The organism is Micromonospora sp. NPDC047134 (genome assembly GCF_040643455.1).
GTDB lineage: Bacteria > Actinomycetota > Actinomycetes > Mycobacteriales > Micromonosporaceae > Micromonospora.
In genome coordinates this window covers 18,465-44,305 of the sequence record NZ_JBEYUI010000010.1, presented here as the reverse complement: position 1 = coordinate 44,305, position 25,841 = coordinate 18,465, and the positions used below count along the sequence as shown (strand labels likewise).

22 protein-coding genes are annotated in these 25,841 nt (G+C 70.9%); 20 read left to right on the top strand and 2 right to left on the bottom strand.

What is annotated here, in order from left to right:
• The first annotated feature begins 69 nt into the window (after positions 1-69).
• The 20 genes from ABZ795_RS14440 to ABZ795_RS14345 all read left to right on the top strand — a co-directional run bounded on the left by ABZ795_RS14440 (position 70) and on the right by ABZ795_RS14345 (position 21,007).
• Complete coding sequence (locus ABZ795_RS14440) at positions 70-537, top strand: hypothetical protein (protein ID WP_357530647.1); 468 nt, start codon at positions 70-72, stop codon at positions 535-537.
• Positions 538-726: 189 nt separating this feature from the next.
• Positions 727-1,425 (top strand): hypothetical protein, encoded by a 699-nt coding sequence (locus tag ABZ795_RS14435; RefSeq protein ID WP_357530646.1) that lies wholly within the window; start codon positions 727-729, stop codon positions 1,423-1,425.
• Complete coding sequence (locus ABZ795_RS14430) at positions 1,422-1,751, top strand: hypothetical protein (RefSeq protein WP_357530645.1); 330 nt, start codon at positions 1,422-1,424, stop codon at positions 1,749-1,751. The genes ABZ795_RS14435 and ABZ795_RS14430 overlap by 4 nt, the downstream gene beginning before the upstream one ends.
• Positions 1,752-1,975: 224 nt before the next feature.
• On the top strand, positions 1,976-2,881 hold the full coding sequence (locus tag ABZ795_RS14425) for a MarR family transcriptional regulator (protein WP_357530644.1): 906 nt from the start codon (positions 1,976-1,978) through the stop codon (positions 2,879-2,881).
• 93 nt (positions 2,882-2,974) lie between these two features.
• A complete protein-coding gene (locus ABZ795_RS14420) occupies positions 2,975-3,652 on the top strand; it encodes a GGDEF domain-containing protein (protein ID WP_357530643.1) in 678 nt (225 codons plus the stop codon).
• Positions 3,653-3,783: 131 nt separating this feature from the next.
• Positions 3,784-4,287: a hypothetical protein gene (locus ABZ795_RS14415; RefSeq protein ID WP_357530642.1), complete on the top strand. Its 504-nt coding sequence runs from the start codon at positions 3,784-3,786 to the stop codon at positions 4,285-4,287.
• A gap of 751 nt (positions 4,288-5,038) precedes the next feature.
• On the top strand, positions 5,039-6,076 hold the full coding sequence (locus ABZ795_RS14410) for a hypothetical protein (protein ID WP_357530641.1): 1,038 nt from the start codon (positions 5,039-5,041) through the stop codon (positions 6,074-6,076).
• A gap of 206 nt (positions 6,077-6,282) precedes the next feature.
• Entirely contained in the window at positions 6,283-7,383 is a 1,101-nt protein-coding gene (locus tag ABZ795_RS14405; RefSeq protein ID WP_357530640.1) for a M23 family metallopeptidase, read from the top strand.
• A gap of 59 nt (positions 7,384-7,442) precedes the next feature.
• Positions 7,443-8,675 carry a hypothetical protein gene (locus tag ABZ795_RS14400; RefSeq protein ID WP_357530639.1) on the top strand — a complete coding sequence of 411 codons (1,233 nt, stop codon included), beginning with the start codon at positions 7,443-7,445 and terminating at the stop codon, positions 8,673-8,675.
• A gap of 40 nt (positions 8,676-8,715) precedes the next feature.
• Positions 8,716-10,026: a hypothetical protein gene (locus ABZ795_RS14395; protein ID WP_357530638.1), complete on the top strand. Its 1,311-nt coding sequence runs from the start codon at positions 8,716-8,718 to the stop codon at positions 10,024-10,026.
• A gap of 104 nt (positions 10,027-10,130) precedes the next feature.
• The gene (locus ABZ795_RS14390; RefSeq protein WP_357530637.1) at positions 10,131-11,123 is read left to right on the top strand and encodes a hypothetical protein; all 993 of its coding nucleotides are present in this window, start codon (positions 10,131-10,133) and stop codon (positions 11,121-11,123) included.
• Positions 11,120-11,533 (top strand): hypothetical protein, encoded by a 414-nt coding sequence (locus tag ABZ795_RS14385; RefSeq protein WP_357530636.1) that lies wholly within the window; start codon positions 11,120-11,122, stop codon positions 11,531-11,533. Before ABZ795_RS14390 ends, ABZ795_RS14385 begins: the two co-directional genes overlap by 4 nt.
• A gap of 143 nt (positions 11,534-11,676) precedes the next feature.
• Positions 11,677-12,018 (top strand): hypothetical protein, encoded by a 342-nt coding sequence (locus ABZ795_RS14380; RefSeq protein ID WP_357530635.1) that lies wholly within the window; start codon positions 11,677-11,679, stop codon positions 12,016-12,018.
• A gap of 150 nt (positions 12,019-12,168) precedes the next feature.
• Positions 12,169-12,741, top strand: coding sequence for a hypothetical protein (locus ABZ795_RS14375; protein ID WP_357530634.1), 573 nt, complete (start codon positions 12,169-12,171; stop codon positions 12,739-12,741).
• Positions 12,742-13,071: 330 nt separating this feature from the next.
• The gene (locus ABZ795_RS14370) at positions 13,072-14,205 is read left to right on the top strand and encodes an AAA family ATPase (protein ID WP_357530633.1); all 1,134 of its coding nucleotides are present in this window, start codon (positions 13,072-13,074) and stop codon (positions 14,203-14,205) included.
• Between the two features lie 11 nt (positions 14,206-14,216).
• The gene (locus ABZ795_RS14365) at positions 14,217-15,860 is read left to right on the top strand and encodes a VWA domain-containing protein (RefSeq protein ID WP_357530632.1); all 1,644 of its coding nucleotides are present in this window, start codon (positions 14,217-14,219) and stop codon (positions 15,858-15,860) included.
• A 107-nt stretch (positions 15,861-15,967) separates the two neighbouring features.
• Positions 15,968-17,275 carry an HAD domain-containing protein gene (locus tag ABZ795_RS14360; RefSeq protein WP_357530631.1) on the top strand — a complete coding sequence of 436 codons (1,308 nt, stop codon included), beginning with the start codon at positions 15,968-15,970 and terminating at the stop codon, positions 17,273-17,275.
• Between the two features lie 116 nt (positions 17,276-17,391).
• Positions 17,392-17,880 carry a hypothetical protein gene (locus ABZ795_RS14355; RefSeq protein WP_357530630.1) on the top strand — a complete coding sequence of 163 codons (489 nt, stop codon included), beginning with the start codon at positions 17,392-17,394 and terminating at the stop codon, positions 17,878-17,880.
• Between the two features lie 251 nt (positions 17,881-18,131).
• A complete protein-coding gene (locus ABZ795_RS14350) occupies positions 18,132-18,575 on the top strand; it encodes a hypothetical protein (RefSeq protein WP_357530629.1) in 444 nt (147 codons plus the stop codon).
• A 116-nt stretch (positions 18,576-18,691) separates the two neighbouring features.
• On the top strand, positions 18,692-21,007 hold the full coding sequence (locus tag ABZ795_RS14345) for a tetratricopeptide repeat protein (protein ID WP_357530628.1): 2,316 nt from the start codon (positions 18,692-18,694) through the stop codon (positions 21,005-21,007).
• A 275-nt stretch (positions 21,008-21,282) separates the two neighbouring features.
• Here the strand turns inward: ABZ795_RS14345 and ABZ795_RS14340 are convergent, their stop codons facing one another.
• Both ABZ795_RS14340 and ABZ795_RS14335 read right to left on the bottom strand, forming a co-directional pair.
• A complete protein-coding gene (locus ABZ795_RS14340) occupies positions 21,283-22,755 on the bottom strand; it encodes a hypothetical protein (protein ID WP_357530627.1) in 1,473 nt (490 codons plus the stop codon).
• Positions 22,752-25,787, bottom strand: coding sequence for a BTAD domain-containing putative transcriptional regulator (locus ABZ795_RS14335; RefSeq protein WP_357530626.1), 3,036 nt, complete (start codon positions 25,785-25,787; stop codon positions 22,752-22,754). Before ABZ795_RS14335 ends, ABZ795_RS14340 begins: the two co-directional genes overlap by 4 nt.
• Positions 25,788-25,841 lie beyond the last annotated feature (54 nt).

The window sequence follows — 25,841 nt, the reverse complement described above, 5'->3', positions numbered from 1 at the left end:
AGCAGCCGAACATCCCTGTACCCGAAGGATGCGCGCTGCTGCCCGGTCGGCTCCGGCCTTCATCCCCTGATGCGTTGCTCACCAGGAGGGATCCCCATTCACATCATCTCGGTCTTCCGGTTCCGGCTCGCCGACGCCTTGGAGCTGGCCGAACACGCCGTCGCCGCCCCGGCGCACACCACTACTTTGGTCGATGGTGAACCCGCCGGTCCGGCGCTGCTGCTCGTCGCCGATGACGACGGCGTGCGCCTGATGTCCAACGGCCTGCCGTCACCGCCGCCGACTGCGCACCAGCCGGCGGCCTGCTCCGTGCGGGCCGTGTTCGCCGAGCACGTCGGCCACAACCCGCCAGGCCATAGCGGCGGTGACCTGCTGGTCGCCCTGCCGCTGTGCCGGCCTGCCGCTCGGCTCGTCGAGGACCTTCGCGCCGCCGTCAGCCATGGCCGCACGGCCCTGGTCATCACCGTCGTCGACGGCAAGGTCGGCCTGTCCACCGTCACCGTGCCCACCACGTTCAACTCGCCGCACGTCGACTGACCTTGCCGGCCGCCCCTGGGCAGGGGCGCGGATGCGTCACCGGCCGGGCGAAACGGCCACCCTTTCCCTTCTTCCACGGCCGCCCGAGACCACATCCAGCGGGCAGCCGCGCTCCCGCCTGCCTCACAGAAGCCAACGGTGACCGGCCCCGGTTCACCGTCATCACCCTGTCTGAAAGGACTCAACGACGTGCCTCAACTTCCGATCTGTCCCGTCTGCGCCGAGCCAGTGGCGGACCAGCCAGCACAGAGCTGGACCGGCGGCTACCGCGGCGGCACCACCTCGTGGTGGCACCTCGCGGACAACACGCCGATCTGTCCGAACCCGGAGGGGATCCCCTCCCAGGTGGCGTTCGTCGAGGACGGTTTTCCCGCCGACAGCGCGAGCGGCGTCTGGATCGACGCGACGAGCGGTCTGTTCGCGATCGACGGCCCCTACGATCCCGCCCGCCTCGGCAGCGCCATCATCGCCGTCGAACACCTCACCCGCTGGCTGCACACCGCCACCGGCTCCTTCAGCGCGCTCCTGACGCTGCGCACGCCCTCTGACGTCGCCGTCCTGGTCGGGCACTTGCATCGCCTCGCGCGACTGCTGGCCCGGGTGCACGCCCAGACCGCCTCCCACCTGATCAACCAGGCCCGCCAGGCGCACTTCACCGGCCTCGACGACGACAGCGAGATGCGGCCGGAGGTCATTGACGCGGTCGACGACGTCGACGCGTGGCTGCAGGACGCCGCCGACCAGTGCGCCCAGTCGGCGCGGGCGACCGGCGTCGCCTGGTCCCAGATCCGAAGAGTCGCCGCCCTGACCACGGCCACATCCGGCGGACGAACGAACGAGCAGCCGTCCCCAGCGGTTGGCCCCGACGGTCAGAAAGGTACGCGATGAGCGGCGAGGGAACCCACAGTGGTGAAGCGGCTGTGCTGGTGGACCGCAGCTTCGGCGTGCGCGGCCAGAGCTACGACCTGTCCGAGATCCGCCGTACCGGGGCGGGTCACCTTCTGCGGGTCCGGATCCATCGCGATTCCTACCCGCAGCAGAGCTATGCCCGCGTCGAGGTCCTCACCCCGGCGATGACCTGGACCGACCTCGCCGACGAGCCCGCCGCTGCCTGGCACTCGGGCACGCCGTCCCGCAGCACCACGGCGACGCCGTTGGAGAACATCGCCGAGCGGCTCTTCCAGCGGGCCGCCGCGATCCTCCACACGGCGTAGGCCGACCGACTCCTCGGCATTCCACAAGCCGGTGCTCTTCGCTGACCACCGCACGTCGAGGACTGCGGTCCGCCACCTGCCCATCACACCGGGGCCAGGCGCCCCGTCCGTACGTCGACGGCGTCCCGAGATCCGGTCACCGCACTTGATCACGAGGCGCGGTCGAAGCGTGCATGAGTGCACGCCACACCCAGTAGATCGACCAGCAGTCCCCGGGAGGACAGATGGACAACAACACACCCGAGCAGGCCACCACGGCCAGCGCTCTCGACAAGGTCGCCGCCGCCCTGGCCACCCTCGGCGAGGAAACGGCCGCCGCGATCGCCACGCAGGCCGGCGTGGGGTACTCGACGGCCACCAAGCGACTGCGCGTCCTGGAGGAAGCCGGCCAGGCCGAACCCTTTCGCGCCGACGACGGCCGCACGCTCTGGCGGCACCTGACGAACACGACGAGCAGCACCGACAGCGACGACCGGCCAGCCGCTGACACCAACCCGCCCCACCCGCAGGCACCCGACAGCGGGGCGGACGACGCCCCTGAGCGGCCGGAGGAGCCCCCCGCACCGCCGCAGGACGCGGGCGCCACCGCCGCCGTGGGACAGGGCGACGAGACGGCCGGTGCCCAGCCCGACGACGGGCACCCGCCGGCATCGGACAACGACGCGGACCAGCCGACGTCGCAGAACCCGCCGGACAACACGGTGGAGGACGTCCCCACCGAGCCGGCCGAAGTCGGCAGCGAGGGCGACGACACGGCCACCCCAGCCGCTGAGGATGACGCGGTCGCCGTCGAGGCGGACTCCGATCACGTCCCGCAGCCGACGGCCGCCGGCCACCCCGCCCCAGCCGGGGGCCCGGCCGAGGTCCCGCCGGCGTCGAGTGGGAAGCCGCGCCGGCCGAAGGGCAGCCTGCGTGGGGCCATCCTCGACGTCCTGGAAGCCCATCCAGGCCAGTCGTTCAAGACCAGCCAGTTGTGCCTGGCGGTCGACACGGCCAACGAGGGCAGCGGCGCGGCGAAGGCCAGCGCGGGCGCGGTCGTCAACGCCGTGCACAAGCTCGTCGCCGCCGGGGTCGCGGTCCAGGTCGCCGAGAAACCGGCAACCTTCCGACTCGCTGCGAGAACCGACTAGCCCGTCCCCGCACCGTGGTAGCCCGGGGCGGGCGTCGAACTTGGCGGCTCACGCCCACCCCGGTGCTCCTTCACCGACAAGGAGCGATGTCGAGTGTCTCACCTGAATCTCTACCTCACGGCGGCCGGCGGAGTCCTCGCCGGTCTCGCCGCCGCGACGGCCCTGCTCATCTGGCAGCGGCGCATCATCCACCACCTCCGACAGGCGCTGGCCGAGCGCGAACGCGACCGGTCCCACTGGCGGCACCTGGCCACCCACAACGACACCACCGAGCTGCCGAACCGGCGGGCCCTACGAACCCACCTCGAGGCCACCTTCTGCCTCGGCGAGGCACTCGGACTGGTCCTGATCGACCTCGACCGGTTCAAGCAGGTCAACGACATCCACGGCCACGAACACGGCAACGATCTGCTGCGCGCGGTCGGGCGCCGGCTGCTCGCCCTCGGCCCGCCGGTGGCGTTGGCCACGCACCTGTCCGGCGACGAGTTCGCCCTCGTCGTGCACGGCGACGCGGGCGACGTCGAGGCCGCCGCCCAGGCGGCCCACCGCCGTCTCTCCGAGCGCCCCTACGACATCGCGGGCCAGCGGGTCATCGTCACCGCCAGCGTCGGCTACGCCGTCGCCACACCGGAGATGACGCCCCGCGACCTCCTGCACGCCGCGGACCAGGCCATGTACCTGGCCAAACGCACCCGCGGCGGGGCGCACGCCCACGACCCGGACCGCCACATGCGTGGCGATCCCGCGATCCGCTACCGCGACCTGCGGTGACCCCTCCCGACACCGCCGCCCGAACCCGACGACCGATCGGCCCTACCCGGCGGCTGAAGGCCGAGCAGCGTCGCTTCCCCCTCTGGCCTGTCTCGGCCGGCAGCCACACACCCGATCCCATAGGAGTAGCTGTGACCATCCGAACCCCCGACGAGATCGTGGCCCGGCTACGGGCCGTCCGCGCCGCCAGCACCGACATGTTCGGTTTCCGCGAGGAAGTGCTGCTCGAGGCGCTGGACTTCGCACACGCCCGCGAGTTCCTCCCGCCCGAGGTGACCGCGTCGCAGTGGGACCAGCGGCGGTGGCGCCGGCACAGCGACACCGACACGTACGCCCGCTGGTACCTCACCTTCGCCATCGACAAGATCCTCGACCATCGCGGCAACTCAGCCAGCCGCTCGGTGGAGAAACTGGCCGAGCTGGCCTGGCTGCTCGGCCGCGATGACCTCGCGTCGGCCGTGGATGAGGCGGACTACCCGATGTACGGGGCGCCCAAGGTCAAGACGTTCGCCGACGGGCTCGGCTGGCCGTTCATCGACGGGCTCGATGATCCCGACGTGCGGCAGATGCTCACGCGGATGGCCGCGGGCCTCGAGTGCGATCCGGGCGGCTGCACCCGGGGCTGCCGCGCCTGACGGCCGCCGCACCGCGACGCCGACCGGCAGCCCGCAGGCGGGGTGCCGCGCTGCCCGGCGTCGCGGTGACGCGTCCCGCCGACCAGCGCACACCCCTGGCCCTTCGACGCCTGCTGCGGTCGTCGGCCCGCCGGCATCGGGGGCTTGCGCGACATTCCCTGGCCGACGACTTGACCTCGATTAACAGATGAGCGTCGATCGAACGGGTCGTCGTCGAGCCCACGGTCAGGCATTACACCGCCGAGCCGGTCGGACGGTGACCCCTGCCCGCAACCCGATGGAAGGCCACCACGATGCGAGACCGGAGCCGAAACCGCCCGTCGCAGCGCGCGCTCCTACCGCGTGACGTCACCGACCCGCTGCTGTGGCGGCTGGCCGTCGACGTCCTCACCGCACACCAGCCCGGGCCGCAGGACCGGTGCGTCAACCTGCAGTGCGCCGGCCAGGTCGGGCCGTGTCCGCCCGCCCGGCGCGCGCAACAGGCGATGCGCGCGGCGCGCCGCGCGGCACCGCAGCCAGCACCAATGGCCGATCGCGCCCTCAGCCACGAACCCGCGCCACGGCGACCTGTCCGTGTCCCCGGCGGGTTCGTCGGCTGGTTCACCACCAGCCTTGCCGCCACCGCCACGCACCTGCGCTCACGGATCCCGCAGCGGCTACCACGCCGGGTTCCCGGCGCGGCCATCACCGCCGCACACGCCGCATAGCCCTCGCCGGACCGCAGACACCAACGCTGATCAGAAGGAGTCCCATGACCTTCCGTACCGAGAACACCCTCGCCGGTTACGCACGAGCCGCCGTCGCGATGAAGATCCGCATGCGCGAGTACTGCGCCAGCGCCGCCGGCGGCGAGTACCACCGCGCGTTCGTCGAGACCCGCTGGGCCGACGTCACCCCGGCCGGCGACGACGAGACCGATCCGAGCGCCAAGCTCGTCGACGTGCTCAACCGCGCCAACAGCGCCGTGTGGGCACACGGTGAGGCGTACGTCCTGGCACCCGCCATGACCGCCATCGTCGCCGCCGCGGCTGACGCTCTGGACCTCACCGGCGACCTGCTCACCGCCGACGCCGCCCCCACCGACGGCGGCGTGCTGTTCCTACCCGAGCCGATCTACCACCGCGCCCTGTCCGGTCAGGTCAGCGCGATCGCCGCGATCACCTGGACCACCCTGTCGTCACCCACCGGCGGGTCATGGCTGATCTGCGGCTGGGCGCAGCGCGACGACCCCGACGACCCCCACGCCGCCCGCATCCAGGACTACGCGCGACAGGATCCGACCCTGCTGTCCCGGCTGGGCCCCTACGTGCTCACCGACGTCGACGTGCTGCCCATCGCCACACCGGTGCCCGCCATCGATCGGCCGGAAATCGACGAGCCCGACCGCGACTGGGAGACCGCACCCGACGGCCGGTACGTCATCGCCGACGCCACCGCCCGCACCCGCGTGTGCGCGGCGATCGCCTACGCGTTCTGGCGCATCCAGGACCAGCCCATCGCCGTGGCCACCCCCGCGCCGCTGGACCGGGCCGCCCGCCGCCGCGCCGCACGCGCCCGCATCGCGCACGACACCCGCGTGGTGATGCTGCGACGCACCTCCGCGCTCACCGAACCCGCCGACGGGCCCACCAAGTGGCACTACCGGGTCCGGTTCGTCGTACGCGGCCACTGGCGCCGCCTCGTCGACCGACACGGGCAGGCCTACCGGATCTGGATCCACGCCCACCTCAAGGGCCCCGACGACGCACCTCTGCTGCACGGCGAGAAGGTCGCCGTCCTCGCACGCTAGCGGCCGCACCCCCGGGCATCGATGACCGCGCGGCCTGTCACGGCCGCGCGGTCATCGCTACGCCCGCCCTCCCGGCCACCCCACCCCCACAAGGAGGCACCCCGCATGTCCCGCTGTCCACCTCGCCCCGCCTTCCGACCCGACACGCGTGGCCGCGCCGCGTGTGCATCGGGTGGCCGCTACCTCGGCACCGATGGGAGATCGGGATGAGCCTGCGATCGCTGGTGTCACTCGTCGTCGCGGTCATCGCCGTGTTCATCCTCTGCGCCGGCGGCCTCGGCGGCCTGCTCGGCGGCAGCGCCGCCGCCGACTGCGTCCCCGCAACCACCACATCCGCCGCCCCGACGTCCCCGTTCGTCACGCCGACGGTGTGGCCGCCGGTGCACGGCTGGAACAGCGAACAGGTCGGCAACGCCGCCACGATCATCACCACCGGCGCCCGTCTCGCGGTCCCGGGCCGGGGCTGGGTCATCGCGGTCGCCACCGCCATGCAGGAAAGCGGCCTGCGTAACCTGCCCGGCGGCGACCGCGACTCGGTCGGGCTGTTCCAGCAGCGCCCCAGCCAAGGGTGGGGCAGCCCGGCCCAGCTGAAGGACCCCGTCTACGCCTCGGAGAAGTTCTTCCGCACGCTGGTCACGATCAGCGACTGGCAGGCCATGCCGCTCACCGACGCCGCCCAGGCCGTGCAGATCAGCGCCTACCCCGACGCCTACGCGAGGTGGGAAACCCCTGCCACCCGGTTGGTCGACGCGATCACCGCCGCCGGGTTACCCGCTGGTGTTCTCGCGTGCCCGGCTGTCGGACCGTGGACGCAGCCGGTGCTCGCCTCCGTCGGCTCGGGCTTCCGCAGCGCGGCCCGGCCCGGCCACGACGGCGTCGACCTGAGCGCGCCACGCGGAACGCTCATCCGCGCCGCGTCCGCCGGCACGGTCCGCACCATCCGATGCGACGCCGTGCACGCCGACACGGGCGCCGAGTGGGGCTGCGACCGCGACGGCGACCCCGTCCGCACCAGGGGCTGCGGCTGGTATGTCGACATCGACCACCCAGGTGGGCTGATGACCCGCTACTGCCACCTGGACCAGCCCCCGATGGTGACCGTCGGGCAGCCCGTCGCCGTAGGCCAGCCGATCGGCGTCGTCGGCTCCACCGGGCACAGCTCCGGCCCGCACCTGCACTACGAGGTGCACGTCAACAGCGCCGCCGGCCCGAACGGCGCGATCGACCCGGTGCCGTTCATGGCCGCGCAGGGTGCCCCGCTCGGCACCACCACGGCGACGGCAGCGCGTTCGCCACGGCACCTGTGACCACCGACCGAGCGGCGCGGTCACCTGTCAGATCCGCATCCGACCAGAGGAGGCACCACATGTCCCACCAGCACCCCGACCCGATCACACCTGGCCGCACGTACGGGCCGTGCCTGGTCGGCCGGCTCGACGACGAGCACATCGTCACGGCCGTATCCATCACCGACCGTGGCGACCCCCCGCACGTGCTGCCGCTGCTCCGAGGCCTTCTGGAAACCGTCGGCGGCGACATGCGGGTGATGACCGACCAGGTCATGACCCACGGCTGGACCTGTCTCGACCCGACCCACCGCCCGGCCGAAGCGGCGACATCGGCCGCGCCACCGCGGCTGCGTCTCGGGCTGCGCGAGGCCAGCGTGCCGCCGCACACCGAGTGGCTGTACCTGCTCGGCGATGGTGAACCGACCGTGCTGGTGTACGAGGCGACCGTGCACGGCACCTGGGCCCGGCACAGCCGCCACTGGCTGCCCGCGCCCACCGACGACCCGGCGCCGACCGGCCTCGGCATCGCCGGAGACCTCGCCACCGGACAGGGCGAGCACCAGTGGCGGCCCGCGACGATCGGGCTCGCCGGCCTGCACCACGTCTGGCAGGCCGAGATCTGCTGCACCGAATGGGCGCGGGGCGTCATCGTCGCCCGCCTCGACCAGAGGGTTCTGCGCGACGTCATCGACGTGACGCGGACGTGGAACGACGGGCGGCTGCCCGGGTCGGGCCTGCCGTCGCTGGCCCTTGTCGAGCACGTCCTGATCGTCCTGTGGTTCAACGGATCGGGCCACGAGCAGACGCTGCAGATCATGCCGGGAGGCCGGCTGCGGCCCGACGTGGCCGGGTCCGAGATGGCGCGGCGGATCCTGCCGGCCCTCGACGTGCACTACGTCATCGGCCAGCACGTCCTGCCCTGGACCCTGCCCGACGAAGAACGCCCCGGCTACCGGCCCGACGAGCTACGCAACGGCATCCCGCCGATCCGTGAGTGGGTCACCGAGGCCGCACTGCACACCGCCTACCCGCCTCTGCGCGGCTACCCGCTACCGCTGATCGCCGCCGCGCTGGCCGACCTCGCCGACAACGGCCCGGCCGGGCTGGCCAGCTACGCGCACCCGTACCAGGTCTGCCTGGTCGCCGGCGGCCACGCCCTCGTCGTCACCCCCACCGCCTGGGACGGCCGCTCCCACGTGCGGCTGCCCCGCCCACTGGGCGGCACCTGGACCGACGACCCGCTGGTCCCGGTCTTCAGCCCGTGGCAGGTCGCCACCCGCTGCGCGATCCTCCGCCGCCGCAACCACTAACCCACCCCCAACCCGGCACAAACATCAGAAGGAGAAAGTCATGCCTGATCAGGAACCCGACCCGCAACGTACGGGACCAGCCGACGCGACCACGTCGGACGAGCAGTTCGCCGGTGCGCGGCCCATCACGGCGCGGCCCGCCCGGGTCTCGCTGCGGCACAGCCCGCTGCACGTGCCCCATGACCGGCTCACCGTCACCAGCCTCGACGAGCGGGAAGCCCACCACGGCGTCGCGTTCACCGCCACGCTCTGCCTGGACGGCGCCGCCGTCGGCGTGATCCTCAACGAGGGCAACGGCGGGCAAACCTGGCTGCGGCACCACGACCCGACCCGGTTCAGCTGGCGTGACCTGCACGAGTTCGTGCGCGGGTGCCGCTACCGGCACCAGCACACCGACGAGGAGACGGTGCTGGACCGGCTGGTCACCGAGTACGACCTGGCCAGGCAACTCGCCGCCCTTCCACCGAACTGGACCATGGCCCGGACGGTGAACGCCGACGGCGACTTCTGCGGCGACATCGTCACCGTCGAATCGGACGCCCTCGACCTGTTCGACCGTCCCGGCGGGCGCGCCGGCCTGGCGATCTACCTCGCCGGGCTGACCACCGGCTCGTGCTGTGTCGGCTGGCAGGTGTGGCTGCGCGACGCCTGGCAGCGGGTGCCCGCCCTGATCGCCGCCGAATCGACCTACCGCCCCGGAGACGACCACGTCCGACCCGACGCATTCCATGGGTCCCAGGCCGAGATCGCGCGAAAGACACGCGACGCGCGTGAACGACGGGCCGCGTCGGCCCGCATGAGACTCACCGAGATGGTCGCGTGGCTGCGCGAGACGGCCTCCGACGAGTCGACCGTGCCGAGCCGTGACCAGCGCGACGAGCTGCTGCGCGTCGCCGACTGGATCGAGTCGGCCATCCCGATCCCGTACGAGCCGCACCCCGACCCGACGCCACCCCCATGCTCCGGCGAGCGGTGGTCGCGGGTGCTGGAGGCGGTACGCACGGCGGGCAGACGCGACGGTGAGCAGGCCGCCGCTTGGTGGGCGCAGCACACCATCGGCGGCCGTAGCCACGGCGACACGACCGCCGTCGCCCGAACCGTCGCCGCCGGCATCGACGCCGGCGACCCTGCCGTCCTCGACGCTCTGCCCGTCTTCGACGTCGCCGGCTACGACGCCGAGCGGTACCGCGTCCAGGCGCCCGACGACGCCCCGGACTGGGACAACCTGTCCGACGCCGAGCGGGCCGCCGCGATCGACGCCGCCCGCGACGGCTTCACCACCGCCGTCGAGCACACCGTGGCCAAGCACTGCGCGGCCTTACTCGACGACGGCACCGCACCCGCCCAGTAACGCACCCCTGCTGCCCGCCCGCCGGGCGGGCAGACCTTTCCAATCCCGTCGCCCCGGCCCCGTACGGGGCCGGGGCGAGGTTCATCAGCGACAAGGAGCAGCACGTGAGGAAACTCTGGTTCGACCTGCGCGCAACCCTGCGGCAGGCCGAAGACACCATCACCGGTCAGACAGAGCCGCTGGAGCCGTGGCTCGTCCTGGACGTCGACACCGCGCGGCTATGGTGCACCCCGTTCGACGCGCCACGTCCCCGCAGCACCCCGGTCGCGGCCACTCACACCGACGGCCCACCACCCGCCGCCGGGCCATGGCCGCTGCGCCGACAGCCCTTGACCACACCCGACACCGACGGCGGCATCCTGCAGCGGCTACGCGCCGCCGCGCGGCAGGGCCACCGGTGGCTCGTGGTCGAGACGTCGGCGCCCACGCGGCTGACGACCGCCGTCGCCTACGACACCGACACCCCCGCCCACCACGCGGTCTGGACCCCGGCCTGGCTCACCACCGGCGACCTCGGCCCCTACCCGGGGCAGACCGCCCACGGCTACCAGCACCACGGCCACCTCATCGCCCGCTTCCAGGCCGAAACGGTGCAGCGGATCGCCGCCGACACCAACGCCCGTACCCTCCGCCGCGGGTGGTGGGACGGAGACCTGCTGGTCCAACGCGGCCACGGCAGCGGCATGGAGATGTTCGTGGTCGGCGCACCCACCGCCGGCCTCGCCCCTGACTCGCTCGTCGTGCCGATCAGCGCCGACTCCGACGGCTGGTACCGGCTCGTCGGCGACCGGTGGCCGTGGCGGCAGGCCACCCCACCCGACCCGGACGATAGGTGCCACGGCAGCGGACCCGAGGTGTTCGCGCCCGACGGGCCGGACGGCATCAGGTGCACGGTATGCGCAGCGACCGGATACGACATCGCCTACCAGGAGCTGCCGTCAATGGCCGGGCACGGCACCGACACCACCATGTCGTGCCGGATCTGCGGCTCCTCGGACAGCCTCACCGAAGAGATCGGCTGGAACAGCCGCCGGGTGATCTGGCCGCCGCTCCTCGACCTCACGCCGACGGCCGACAGCAAGGCGGCCCGGCCATGATCGACGACGACTACGTCCCCGGCGAGGGCGACGTCATGCCCGCCAACTGGTGGCGCCTGCCCGAGCAGTGCGGACTCACGACACGCTTCCGCGCCAGCCGAATCCCCGGCCACCCGCTGATCGCCTTCGCCGTCGAGTTCACCTCCACGCTGCCCACCGCAGGTCCGCTGTACGTCGACCTGTACCGGTACACGGCCTGGGACACCACCTCGTCGGACAACCCCATCGAGCGGCAGATCTTCCAAACCCTCACCGACACGTTCCCCGGCATGTTCAGCGTCGTCGTGGGTGCCAGCGGACACGACGTGTGGCTGGCGCTGCGCCTGACCCGGCTCACCGACACGATCACCAACGCACTGATCGAGCACCACGACCACCACCAAACCCACCAGCGCGGCACCTCGACGTAGCGGCCACCCCCACCCCGGCTGTCCGGGCCGCCCGTCCCACACCGGCCACATTCCAGGGCCAGCCGCACCCTCTCGCCGCGCCTGTCCACCACACCCGCCCGGCCCTGACAGGTGCCGGCCTCACGAATGAAAGGACCAACACGATGGAAGACCGACCGTGGTCGCGGACCGAGGACATCCTGCCCTCGACCGGCGACCCGAACACCTCCACGGGTGCGCCCGCGGTACCAGCCGGCGGACGGCTGCTGTCGGCTGACGAGGCCGTCGACCTGCTGGTCAGCGGAGACCATCCCGACAGCCGCCTCGGCAGCGTCGCCGTCGACGCGACCCTGGTCGAAGCCCTCCGCGACGGACGGATCATCGCCTGCCTCCTCGTCAACGGCCAACTCGCCTTCACCCCCACACCCCACACCCCGGCCGCCCCCAGCACCCCGGCGGCACCGGACGAGGCACCCACCCCTCCCCGGGGCGCGACCGACAAATAGGGGACACCCGCGTGGCCGCATGCCGCCGGCCGACGTGCCGGCACACCCCGCCGGAAACGTTCGACGAGACCGGACCCGGGCCACCACGTTCCGGCCGTCGGAGACACCCGGCCCGCACCGCACTGCCCACTCACTGATCAAGGAGGCCCCATGCTTCATCCCCTCACCCAGCAAGGACTCACCGACCAGCTCCTCACCGCGGAGAGAATCCAGGAACACCACGGCTGGGATCTGGCACCGAACCTGCTGGCCCTGTTCCACCACCCCTGGTCCCCGCACCCCCACCTGGTCCACAGCGACTCCCCGGTCGACCCCGCCGTGTGGCACGACCTGCCCACCGGAGCTCAGGATCCGCGGCCCGCCGTGGCGCTGCACCACCTGGCCGACACGCTCGCCACCGCCCCGATGCGCACCTGGCTTCGCGACTGGCTGCACAAGGACGGCAGGGTCTGCCTCGGCTTCGCGCTGGTCTTCGAAGCCTGGATCGGCGCGGCCCACCCCACCTACCGACACGGCGACCTCGCCCAGGCGCCCCCGTCCGACCGCGTCGAGGCCCGGGTCGTCGCCGCCGCCGACATCGGCGGGCGGATCCACCGGATCATCCGGGTACGCGGCGCCCACACACCGACCGCCGACAGCTGGGCGGCGCCACCGCCACGGATCCGCGACACCCGCATCGCCACCGCACTGACCCGACTGGTGCAACTGGCCCACCGCCAGTAACACGCCGCCGACCGGGCAGCGGCCCTGACGCCGATCCCGTTTCCGACCGCGCCGCCGACCGGTAGGCGCCCGACCTGAGTACCGCTCCGCGTAGCCGAGCACGGCTACGCGCGCCCTTCCCGCCCGCTGTGGCCCACACCGCCGCCGCGCGCCCCGGGAAGGGGCGCGCGGCGGCCCCGTTTCGCCAAGGAGCATCCACATGCCACACCCGACCCACCCAACGCAGACCGGCCACCCGCCGACGGCAGAGCCACGCGACCACCACTTGAACGCCCCCGACGGCACGGGTATCGGTTGCACGCCGACCGCAGCCATCGTCGGAGGTGCCCGGTGACCACGCCCCCTCGCCCCAAGGCCAAGCCACGTCCCATCTTCGGCCCGGTCCTGGCCCTGCTCGCGGCCGAACCGCACCGCGCCTTCTCCCTCAGCGACCTGGGCAAGGAACTACCCGGACGCTCGTCCGGGGCGATCGGCTCCGTACTGAACCGCCTCGTCGACCGAGGCTGGGCGACCATGTCCGGCGGCTCACCACGCCGCTACACCATCACCAACGACGGCGTCGACGCGTTCACCACCGGAGCCGGCGCCAGCCGCGCCCCCAGAACCGCCGCCGCAACGCTCACGGCACCCACCCCGCCTGCCCCGGCCGGCCCGATTCCACCGCGTCCCGGCGCTGTCCTGCGCCCGAACGGAAGCTGGTACCTGCCCCGCCAACTCGGCGACGACACCGACGTCGAGGTGCTGCGCCGGCTACGCCGCGACAACATCGCGGTCCTGCTGTTCGGGCCGCCCGGCACCGGCAAGACCAGCCTCATCGAGGCCGCCTACCCCGACGCGATCACCGTCGCCGGCCACGGCGACACCACCGTCGAGGACCTCGTCGGCAACTACGTCCCGCTACCCGACGGCGGCTTCGAGTTCGCCTACGGCCCGCTCGTGAACGCCATGCGCGCCGGACGCGCCCTGTTCATCGACGACGCCACCCTCATCCCACCCCGCGTCCTCGCCGCCCTCTACCCGGCCATGGACGGCCGCGCCACCATCACCATCGCCGCCCACCACAACGAGACGGTGACCGCTGTCGACGGGTTCTTCGTCTGCGCCGGCCACAACCCCGGCGTCCACGGCGCCATTCTCACCGAAGCCCTCGCCTCCCGATTCGCCGTACACATCGAGGTCACCACCGACTTCGACCTCGCCCGCTCCCTCGGCGTGCCCCACGGCGCCATCGACGCGGCGATCGCCCTCAACCAACGGCTACGCAAGCACGAGATCGACTGGGCGCCGCAACTACGCGAACTACTGGCGTTCAAACGCATCACCGCCAGCCTTGGCCTCACCGCCGCGGTGGCGAACCTCGCCGCGATCGCCCCCGAACCCGACCGCCACGCGGTCGTCGAAGCCCTCCAGCGGGCCTACCGCGGCACCACGATCACCCCGCTCACCCTCGGCAAGCAGAAATAAGGCAGGCCGACATGACCAGTATCCCCGCGCACATGAGCACCGCCAGCCCCGCGCTTCCGGCCCCGGCCGCCTCACCCTGGGACCCGTGGTCAGCAGCCTGGACCACCCAGGCCGCGCTGCTGACCCGCCGACCCGACGCCCGCGTGACCGTGACCCCAGCCGCCGGCGGCCCCCCGGGACACAGCTACCCCGCCACCGCCACCATCCAGGTCGACGCCGACCTCATCGGCGACCCGACGATCGCCGACCCCCGCCGCCCCGCCCACCGATCGAAAGCCCCCGTCGCCTACGGCGTCCTGCTGCACGAATGCGCCCACGTCATCCACTCACACTGGAACCCACCACCATCGACGCCACCCGTCGTGCGGGAAGCCGCCCTCATGCTCGAGGAATCGCGCATCGAGAAACGCTACCGCGACACCCGCCCACGGGACCGACGCTGGCTACGCCGCGCCGTCACCAGCATCATCGACCCCACCGACACACCCACCGACACCCCATGGAGCGCCGCCTACGCCGCCGGACTCCTCCTCGCCCGCGTCGACGCGAAGATCCTCTACCCCGCCGACGTCCGCGCCCCACGGCGCGCCATCACCAAGGTCCTCGGCCGCAAGCTCCTCAAAGGACTACGCGCCATCTGGCGCGAAGCCCACACCGTCGGCGACACCGACACCACGGGCATGATCGGACTCGGGGAGCGGTGGTGCCGCCTGCTCGGCATCGACCCCACCACCACCCCGCAGCCACCCGCCGACGACGCGGCCACCAGCGCCATCGCGGCGGCCATCGCCGCCGCCATCGACGCCATCCGCGCCAACCCCGCCGACACGCCAACACCACCACCACCGCCGCCGGCAGGAGGTGGTGGACGTCGCGGCGACGGACCCGGCAGGTACGTCGCCACCGACATCCCCATCACCTGGGCCCAACGCCAACCCCGCGACACCGAACGGCAGGCCGCCACCCGACTCGCCGCCCTGCTACGCCGCGCCCGCCACCGCGAACCCGCCCGCACCCGACAACCGGCCAGCGCACCACCCGGACGGCTACGCACCCGCGCCGCGGTCACCCTCGCCGCCCAACGCGCCGCCGGCGCCATCCCCACCGCCCAGCCGTGGCAACGCACCACACGACGCCCCATCCCAGACCCCGAGCTGACCGTCGGCATCCTCATCGACGCGTCCGGCTCGATGGAGGCCTTCGCGAAACCCATGTCCTCCGCGGCGTGGATCCTCGCCCAGGCCGCCACCCGCGCCGGCGCCACCACCGCCACCCTCGCCTACGGCGACCAGGTCACCGTGCTCATCCCACCCGGAGCACGGCCCACCACCGTGCGCGACATGAACGCCGACGCCGGAACCGAACGGTTCGTCGAAGCCTGCGCCGAAGCCGACCGCCTCCTGCACCTGTCCACCCCCGGCACCGCCCGGCTACTCGTCGTCGTCTCCGACGGCCACTACACCAACCCCGACGAAAGCCAAGCCACCATCACCGCACTCCACCACACCGGCTGCGCGGTGCTGTGGCTCGCGCCCCACCACGACAGCTGGTCACCCCGGGTGTACGACAACACCACCACCGTCACCGTCGATGACCCCACCACCTGCGTCAACCTCATCGGCCAAGCCGCCATCACCGCCCTGGCCACGGCATAAGCACACCAGGTCGGCTCCCGACACACCGTCGGGAGCCGACCGTGCCCCCGTCACTCCACCGCGCCCGAGTCTCCACACACCCGGGCACCCGCGAATCGGAGAGCAAAATGCCCGACCACACGACGAACACGCCCGCCGGCCGCCCTGGCCACCAGGCGCGACCGGTAGTCGCCATCGACGTCGACGGCGTCCTCAACCCCGACCACCCACCCACCGCCCGCCGACTCGGCTACCACCCACACCACTACCACGGCCCCGACCCCCACGGCCGACAAGTCTCCGGCGTGCTCTGGCTGCACCCCGACCACGGCACCTGGCTGCGAGAACTCGCCCACCACGCCGACCTTGTCTGGTGCACCAGCTGGGGCCCCATCGCCGCCACCTGGATCGCACCGCGCCTCAACCTCCCCACCGACCTGCCGCTCATCGACACCCCCCACAGCGGCGTCCGATTCGGCCGCCAACTCAAACTCGCCGCCCTGTACCACGCCATCGGCACACGACCGGTGGCCGTCCTCGACGACGAATTCGGCGGCAGAGACCTCGCCGATGCCACCGAGCGCACCGACTCCGGCAGCGCCACCCTGCTCGTGCCCGTCGACAGCGTCACCGGCCTCCAACGACACCACATCGACGAGGTGCTTCGTTGGCTCGACGGGCTGGCCGCCGACACCACGCCGACGCATCCGCCGTCCGAGACCAGCGCCGAGCCGACAGCGGCCCACGCGGACGGCACGTCAGCGGTCAAGGCCCGGAACCTCAGCGTCGGCGATCCGGTACTACGCAAATCCCGACTGCTGTCCAGACAGTGCGACACGTGCATCTTCCGACCCGCCAACCTGATGCACCTGTCCAAAGGCCGCCTACGCGACCTGGTAGCCGAGACACGGCGGAACGAATCGTTCATCGTCTGCCACGACACCCTGCCCCACTATCGGTACCCGGACGCCGAGCCCGCAATCTGCCGGGGCTTCGCCGACCGCTACTCCACCCAGGCATTGCAGATAATCGGACGGACGGCTCTTCGGGTTCATCGAGGTCGACCCACCCGGCCAGCATCCAGGCCTGGACGAGTGACGACGGTTCCCACGGGCAGGACGCGCTCCGGCTCGGCCATAGTCAAGACCCGAGGTGGGCTGAGCGCCGACCCGCTCAGCCCACCTGCGGGACTGACGAGCGAGAAGCCGGCCCTTCACTCGTTGCCGGCGGGGCGACGTACAGGGCCGCGCAGAGGTAGCCCCAGCTGCAAGTCCGCACCGAGCCGAGGTCGGCTTACGACCCGGCAACTGTCCCTCGGCCTGGCAGAGATGCAGGCCGATGACGTTAGCGTGATGGGGTGTTGCTTAGCCCAGCCGCTCACTCGGCGTGCGAATCTAGCCGATAAACGGACGTCCATGACTCGCCGTAGAGCTTGAGCTCAGCGTTGTTTAGCTCAAGATCGTCGGGTTGGCTGAGCCGCCACCAGTGAGACTGGGCCTGTCCGGGCTAAACTCTGCGCGCGAAGAATCTTTGGTGGGTGGGGTGGCGCATCATGGACTACACCGGTGCAGACGAGGTAAAGACGGCGCTGGGCATCGACAACTGGCGCAAGCTCAGCAAAGACCACGTCCTGCAGCTGGTAGCCATGATGCCCGATCTGGACAAGGACGTCCGGCTGGCGGTCCTCAAGCAGCTCCCCGAGCTGCAAAAGATCCTCGTCAAAGCCATGACCACCGTGCGAAAGATGCACGAGGGAACCCTCGCGTCCAACGACAAGAGCCAGGAGAACGACTACCGGGGGCGGCGGGAGGCCAGGGCGTCGATCATCGCTCAGCTCGAGCGCGACGACGTGGACCCGGAGACCCGCAGGCATTTGAACGACCTGCTCATGCGGCTCAGCGACAAGGACGCGGAGAAAGACTCTGAGAACAAGCGTTACTTGGATCGGTGGATGACCAAGGCGACGCTCGGTGCCACCGCCGCCGTTGTGCTGACCGGTGTAGCCATCGGCGGCAAAGTAGGACTTCAGCGCAAGCCATGACTCCCTGGGCTCCCACGGTCCATCGGTGCATCGTGCTGGCCACCATGAGCTGCAGACGCTGAGGCATTGGCCGTACCTGGCAAACGCATCGGGCTGCTCGAAAAGTGCACTCCAGCCGCCAGGAAGATCAACTTCTACAACTGCGGTCTGCGCCTGGATCGGTGCCATTACGGCCGCCTTAGTCATGCGCGCGGGGTCCCGTAGGCAATGCCACAATCGGGCATGACTACGCGGGTGAAGCGAGGACGGTTATGACCGGTATTGAGTTGATTGTGGCGGCGCTGGCCGGCGGGGCTACGGCAGGGCTCACCGGGGCCGCCGATACCGCGGTCCAGGATGCGTACGCTGCGTTGCGCGACTTGCTGCGGCGGAAGCTCTCCTCGCGCCGCGATGCCGAGCAGGTCCTCGACGCTCAGGTGCCCGAGCCGAGTGAGTTGTTGTCACGACTCGGGGACGACCTCGATGCGGTCGGCGCTGGCAACGACAGCCAGGTTCTCGTCGCTGCTCAGCGACTCCTAGGTCTGGTAGACCCGGGCGGCACCGCGTCCGGAAGGTACGCCTTGACTGCTCATGGGAAGACCGGCGACCTGCACATCACCACCAACTACGGCACGGCTGCGAGCACCATCACTGGCCCCGTCACGATCAGTTACGGTCAGCTTCCCATCCCCCCAGCCCAGCCGGGGCCGGCTTAGGGTCACCCATCCCCGGCAGCACCGTCGATCCTCGGAACTATGGCGTTTCGGCCAACACCATAGAGTCGCTTACCGTTCACGCTCCTCCCGCCGTCTCCTGGCCGCTGCGTGTCGGCATGGTGCCCCGTTTGGCCGATTGCTTTCAACCTCGTGCCGCCTATTCGTTCGACGAAGGCGGCGGCAATGCGTCAGGCACGCGGTTACTGTCAGGCTTGGGCGGTGTCGGTAAGACCCAGATGGCCATCGGCCTCGCCGAACAACTCATGACCGGAAACCAACTCGACCTATTAGTGTGGGTATCGGCGGCATCGAGGCAATCAATCCTGGCAGGTTATGGCCACGCTGCGGTCGACCTGCTGCTTCCTGGCGCCGACGGTAGCAACACCGGACAGGACGCAGCGCGTTTTCACGCCTGGCTGGCGACTACTAATCGCCGATGGCTCGTCGTGCTCGACGATTTATGCAATGCGGCAGACCTGAAGGGGCTCTGGCCGCCGAACTGCCCCACAGGCCGGGCTGTGGTAACCACTCGACTCCGCGGTTCGTCGGTCGGCGCCGTCGACCGTCGTCTGATACAGGTAGGCGTCTTCGTAGCCGATGAAGCGGCCGCCTACCTCACTGCCCGACTGGCCGAGCAGCCCGATCTCGCCGACGACCTCGAGGGTGTCGTCGCCGACCTAGGAAGTCATCCACTCGCGCTGGCCCAGGCTTCGGCTTTCATGATCGACGAAGGGCTTGCCTGCTCGGCATACCGGCAGTTGTTCGCCGACAAGCGCCAACGTCTCGACGACCTGGTGCCGGCAGAGCACGACCTCCCGGACGACTATCACCGCACGATCGCGGCAACCCTTGCTCTGTCCATAGATGCCGCCGACCGCTCCCGGCCGCTTGGCATGGCGAGTCCGCTGCTGGAGTTAGCGAGCGTTCTGGACTCCGCAGGCATCCCCAACTCGCTGTTCACCAGCGCGGCGGCACTCAACTGGTTGACATTCAGTCGCGATGTCAGCGAACGTGTCGATCCCGACCGAGTGCGTTCAGGGCTTAGGACCCTACACCGGCTCAGCGTCGTCACCGCTGGCACTGACAGCGTCATGGTTCATGCGCTAGTGCAGCGGGTGATTCGAGACGGGCTGACAGACGAGCGCATCGAGGATCTTTCCTGGGCCGCTGCCGATGCGCTTGTCGAAGCGTGGCCGCAGTTCGAACACGCCGAGCGCGACAGCGCACTGGTGAATATGCTCCGCGCAGGCGCGGCCGCGGTCCGCCGGCACGGCAGCGACTCCCTGCTTGAACCGGAGTCGCACCCGCTGATCTTCGTTTCCATCACCAGCATCGGTTCCTCCGGGAACGCGGCCGGCGCAGCCGAGGCTTTCGCCCAGGTTCTGGCCGAGCAGGAACGGATCCTCGGAGCCGAACACCCCGCGACGTTCGCGACTCGCAGCAACCTCGCACATTGGCAAGGCGAAACCGGTGATGTCTTCGGAGCCATCACGGCCTACGAAGGGCTACTCGCCGACCAGGTGCGGATTCTCGGCCCTTCAGACGAGCAAACACTTTCGACTCGCAGCAATCTCGCCTACCTGCAGGGCATCGCCGGAGACAAGGCCGGTGCGGTTGACGCTTTCGATCGGATATGGGCGGACCATGTGCGGCTGTTCGGCGCAGAGGCCCCCAAGACGTTGACGGCGCGCAGCAATATCCAACGATTTCGCGGTGAAGCCGGTGACCCCGCCGGGGCAGCGGATGCCTTCGCAAGGCTTCACGCCGACCGCATGCGTGTCCTCGGCCGAGACCACCCGCACACGCTGGTCGCGCGTCAGAGCCTCGCCAACTGGCGTGGACATGCAGGAGACGCGGCTGGCGCGGTGACAGAGCTGGAACAGGTACTCGACGACTTCCGCAGGGTGGTCGGCGCCGACCATCCCGACACCCTAGCCACCCGCGAGAACCTCGCATACTGGCGTGACAAGGCTGGCGATCGTGCAGGCGCCGCCGAAGCTTCTGAGCAGTTGCTCGAAGATCAACTGCGCGTACTCGGCCCGCGCCATCCCATTTCCCTCGCCACCCGCGGAAGGCTCGCGACTGGGCGATTTTCTATCGGCGACTTCGCCGGGGCAGCCCAAGCGTACGAGGATCTCATCGCCGACCAGGTGCGCGCGCTGGGCGAAGACCACCCGGAAACGCTGACGAACAAAGCAAACCTGGCGCTGATTCTGGCGATAGTCAGCGACGATCCCATCGAGGCATTGCAGCGGCTGCTAGCCGAGTGGATCCGTGTCGGAGCGCCTGACGAGCAGCGTACCGCCGTACGCGGAATTCTGTCCGTCGCTCGACGTATCGCCCGTGAAGCTCCGAAAGGTGGCGCGCACTTCAAGGACCGTCTTGCTAGCGCCCTGCGTTCTGCTCACGAGACTCGCGGTGGGAAAATGTGATTATTGGGTTTATAGGACTTCTCTCCCTACGTTATTGGCTTCCTCTTCTGCCGTGATCCGATGTGAAGCCGACCACCCTCAGCAATAGCGGAGCCAGTACGATGGGCAGTTTGCCGTGCGGTATTGAGCTTGTCCGAGGGGCGTCGTCGATTCTTCTGGCCGATTGAACTCTGCACCCTTCGGCGTAACAACCTGTGCATTCGGTCTCGTGCGTCGACGCGGGGTCGCGAGGGTGGCCATCCGCCGCAGGCCGGGGAGTGCCGCGCGGACCCTGGTTATCGTCGGGTTCGTTGCCTGGCGATGCCTGGTCGGCGGGGGTAGTCCGGTGGTAGGTACCGGTAGACCGACCGCAGGGACTTGCCGATTTTTTGGGCCAGCAGTTCGGGGTCCAGGTTTGGTTCTCGGCGCAGCCAGTATGCCACTGCTTCTGCGGTCGTCTTGGGCACCTGCGGGTGTCCGCCGTCGTCTGCCTCGCTGCCTGCCGTCTGGTTGTTGTCGGTGTTGTCGTCGCTAGGCGTGTTCGCGACGGCCGGGTTCGAGGTGGTTGGTCTTGGTCCATCCGACGGCGGCACGGTGTGGGCCAGGATCGAGTCGAGGGTGTGGGCGGGCTGCTGTGGGTCGTCGTTCGGAGCGGGACCGGCGTGGCGCGTGGGTGGTTCTGGCTTCTGCCGGCCATCACGCTGGGTGTCTGCCTCGGGCTGGATGGGTGCCGAGGACCGGATGGGTTCAGGTGCCCGGGTTGCCTCGGTGAGGTTGTTTCGCCTGTGCCAGCGACGGAGCCGAGGGGCACGTTGGGCCGTGACGATGCGTTCTGGGGCGAGGTCGGCGGCGAGCAGTGTGGTCAGCCCGTGGTAGTCGGCGGTGGCGGCGAGGCGTGCGGCGATCTCGTCGAGGTCGTACACCCGTACGGCGATATCGGCGATGCTCGGGTCTACGGCAGCGCGGATCCTGCGGTGCAGCACGGTGGCGATTGCGGCGTCGCGGCGGCGGCGGGCGGTCACGGTTCGAGCCGCGTCTAGGGATTCGTACAGGTCGAGGCCGCCGGCCTTGGCGATCGCGCGTGCCCGTGTGGTGAGCAGGGGGTGGCGGATCCAGTGGGCGAGCACCTCGTACGCGGGCGGGGTGGGTGGCAGGTTCCCGGTGGCGCGGAGCCGGTCGCGGCGTTGGTTGCCGGCGTGCATGAGCCACACGAGGTAGCCGAGGGCGGACATGCCGGCGTAGAAGCCGCCGACGAGGTGATCGGGATGGGCAACCCAGTTGAAGGCCACCGCTGCGGCGGCGATGGTGGCGGACAGCAGGCGTGAGGCGGTGGCTCGCTCGCCGAGTCGGCGTCGTACGTCGGCGTTGGCCATCACCACGACGCCGCCGAGTTCGAGTGCCGCGACGGCCGGGACCGCGACGAGCATCGGTACGTCCAGGCTTTGGACTGCGCCGGTGGCCTGTCCGACGAGGGCGACCAGCAGCACCAGTAGGTAGAAGGCCTGGCGCATCCGGGTGGTGCGCCGTACGGCGGCGGCCAGGTCGTCGTCGAGCGCGCCGCGGGTCAACGGGCCGCCGCCGTGGCTCGCCGCCGTCCGGCGGCGGATGCCCGCCCCGCTATGGCCGTTGGTGGTCGTCGCTGTCGCCGCCGCTACGGCGTCCCCACGGTCGTTGTGCGACAGGTGCGTGTCGGCGTCGCCGGTTGGGGTGGGCTGGTCGGACGGTCCGTCGTGGGGTGCTGCGGATGCTGCCGGGGTGTGCGGTGTCATCGGCGTCCTCTCCCGTCGCGCGGCGCGGCGGCGGGGCGTCGCGGCGGGCTGGCGGTGAGCTGGTCGGCGAGGTCGGTCGTGTCCCTGCTCGGCGTGGCGTCGATCTCTTCCAGTCGGCGGGTGAGGGTGTGCCGTAGAGCGTGGATCTCGTTGTGGTGGCCCAGTGCGGCGTGGGCGCGCATCGCCTGCTGGTAGACGGCCTCGGTGTACGGGGCGTGGCGGATGGCCGCTTCCAATACGATGACGGCCTCTGCGGGGTCGCGGGTTTCGTCGGCGAGGGCGAGGTGGGCGTCGAGGGCCTGCCGGCGGATGCTTTCGCGGTGGACCTCGATCCATTCGTAGTCGAAGCCCTCGGCGAGATTGCCTCGGTAGACGGCGACCGCGGTGCGCAGCGCCGTGAGCCGGGTCGTGGCGTCGGTGGCCCGTTCGGCGTCGCGCAGCGCGGTACGCATCCGCCAGAGGTCGACGTCGAGCGTTTCCCGGTTGAGGGTGTATCGGCGTCCGGGGTGGGTGAGGTAGCTCGCGGGTCCGCCGGTGCGGGTGAGGGTTTTGCGTAGCGCGGAGACGTAGGTGTGCAGGCGGTGTGGGGCTTTCGATCGTGGGGCGTCGGGCAGCAGGTCGTCGAGGATCGCGTCCGCGGTGGCGTCGCCGTCGTGAACGATCAGGTAGACGAGTAGTTCGAGGGACTTGGCGCGTAGCGGCACCGTGGTGTCCATGTCGACGATGCGCGCGTCGCCCAGAGTCCGCACCGTGACGCGCCGAGGCGGTAGGTCGTCGCTTCGTGGCCCGTCTTGTGGGTGGTGTCGCGTGTGCGTGCCGGGCGGGAGGGTGTCAGGGGTCGGGGTGTCAGCTGGCATTGGCGGCAGTTTGTCGCCGGCGGGCGTTGGTTTGTCGGGGTCGTTGGGTTCGTGCTGGTCGGTGTGGTCAGCGTCGCCGATGGCGTTCGGGGCCGGCTGCGGTGTGGTGGGTGGCGCTGGTGTCGAGGCGGGGCGTTCGCCGGTGTGCGCTTCGGCGAGTGTAGTGATCAGGTCGATCGTCTCGGTCGGGGTGAGTACGGCCAGTCGGCCCAGGTCGGCGGGGTGGCTGCCGTGGCGGGTCGGCCCGTCCGCAGGCCTGCTGGTGGTGCCGTCGGAGTCGACGGTGACGGTGTCGCCGTCGGGCCAGGGGCCGAGGAGGATGCCGTGGATGTCGAGGCGTTGTCCTTGCGTCAGGAGAGCGGCGATCCGGGTGCGTTCGTGGCGGGCTGCCGCGTGGGCGATGAGCAGGATGGGCGGCTGCGGCTGCTCGTGCTCGGCGGTACGGTGCAGGTCGGCGAGGGTGTCGACTTCGTGTTGGTAGACGAGGCGGCTACGGCGCAGGGTCTGTGTTTCGAGGATCTCCAGGGCGTCGTCGAGTCCTGCGGTGATGGTGAGGCGGGCGGTGGCGGGTAGGACGACGGCCGCGCCGAGCAGGCTGGCCATGGTCGCCGCGGGAATGATCACCTGGCTGCGGCTGGTGGGGTCGTTGCTGTTACCGGCGGCCAGGGCGGCGCAGAGGAATCCCCGCCCGGCGGCGTCGGCGCCGGGGCCGGTCAGTCCGAGGCCGGCGGGTGGCCACACCTCGCCCAGCGCGTTGTCCTGCGCCGGCACCACCGGAACCGGCGGGTATGGCTCGGGTCCGTCGGCGGGGTCAGGGCCAGTGGCGCGCGAGTCTTCGGCCGTGTCGTCGATCGCGGGTAGTTCGTCCTCGGGGCGGGTCTTGACCGGGCCGGTGATGTCGTCGATGTCGAGGTCGTCGGTGGTCTCGGTCGTCGGTTGGCGCAGGGCCCGCCGTACGCGTGTGACGATCGCGGGCATTGGTGTGAGGTCGGGATCGCCTGATCGGCTGTGCACGCCGGCTGGCAGTGGTTGGTATCGGCGGCGACGCCGCGCCCAGACCAGGCTGGCGGCTGCCGCGATCGCGGCAGCCAGACCGAGGTCCAGCCAACTCCCCGTTCCCAACGTGATGCCCTCAGGGGAACCTGACTCGGCCGACGGGCTCGTGGCCGGTGGCGTTCCGGTGCCCTGGTCGCTCGGCGTCGCGGCGCTGTCGGACGGCGCGGAGGTGGTCTTGGCAGCGGGGTCGTGGGCTGGGCTCGGCGGCGTATCGCTGCCATCCGGGGTGGCCGGTGCGGGCGGTTTCTGCGTACGGGGTGGGTCTGGCTCAGGCTCCGCCGCAGGCGCGGGTGGCGTCGCGGCTGGTGGGACCGCGTCCGTGGGAAGGTCGAGGGTCCAGCCGGGGTAGATCAGGTCGGGGTCGGTGAAGGTGCCCCCGACCGTGCCGAAACGGGTGCCGCGGTTGAGTTCCCAGATCTCGGGCCAGCGGTCGGGGTCACCGAGCCACTGCTGGGCGATCGCGGAGAGGGTGTCGCCGTCACGGACCACGCAGGTGTAGGCCGGCGCGGACGATGTCCTGTCGGCGCGGCTATCCGCCGGCCGCGTCATCGACGGCGTTCCGTGCGCCGAGGCAGAGGCGCCGGTGAGAACGGACGGGTCGTGGCCAGCGGCGGTGACGTTCAGGCCGTCGTCACCGGCTGGCCGGCCGGTGTCCGCCGCTGACGCGCCGTCGGCGACGGTGCGGCTCGGCGTGGACCGGTTGGTGGCCGGCTGCGCGTCGTCGCGTGGCGTGATGTCGAGCGGAGTGTCGGTCGTGGACGTGGCGTGGGCGGCGGCGGGCAGGGCGGCGGAGGTGACGGCGGTGGCTCCGAGCAGCGCCGCCGCGAGACCCTGCATCGGTCCCGGTACGCGCAGCGCGATGCGCCACCTGAGCCGCGCCGCGACGACCCTGTGTAGGTGGCGGGTGACAGTGGTGGCGAGCATGGCCCACAGCAGCCAGGCGCTGGCCTGCAGCAGTGTGGTGAGGAAGCCGGTGGTCAGGGGCTGGTGCAGCCAGGCGCGCAGCTCGCTGTTGGACGGCATCGTGGGCGCCGACCAGCCCGCCAGGTACAGCAGCACCAGTGGTGCCGCCGCGAGCACCAGCGCGGCGACGCCCGCTGTCGAAACCGGTGGCTTCACACTGCCCTCCCCGCATCGTCCATCGGCGGCCACTGATATGGCCGCGCCACCGAA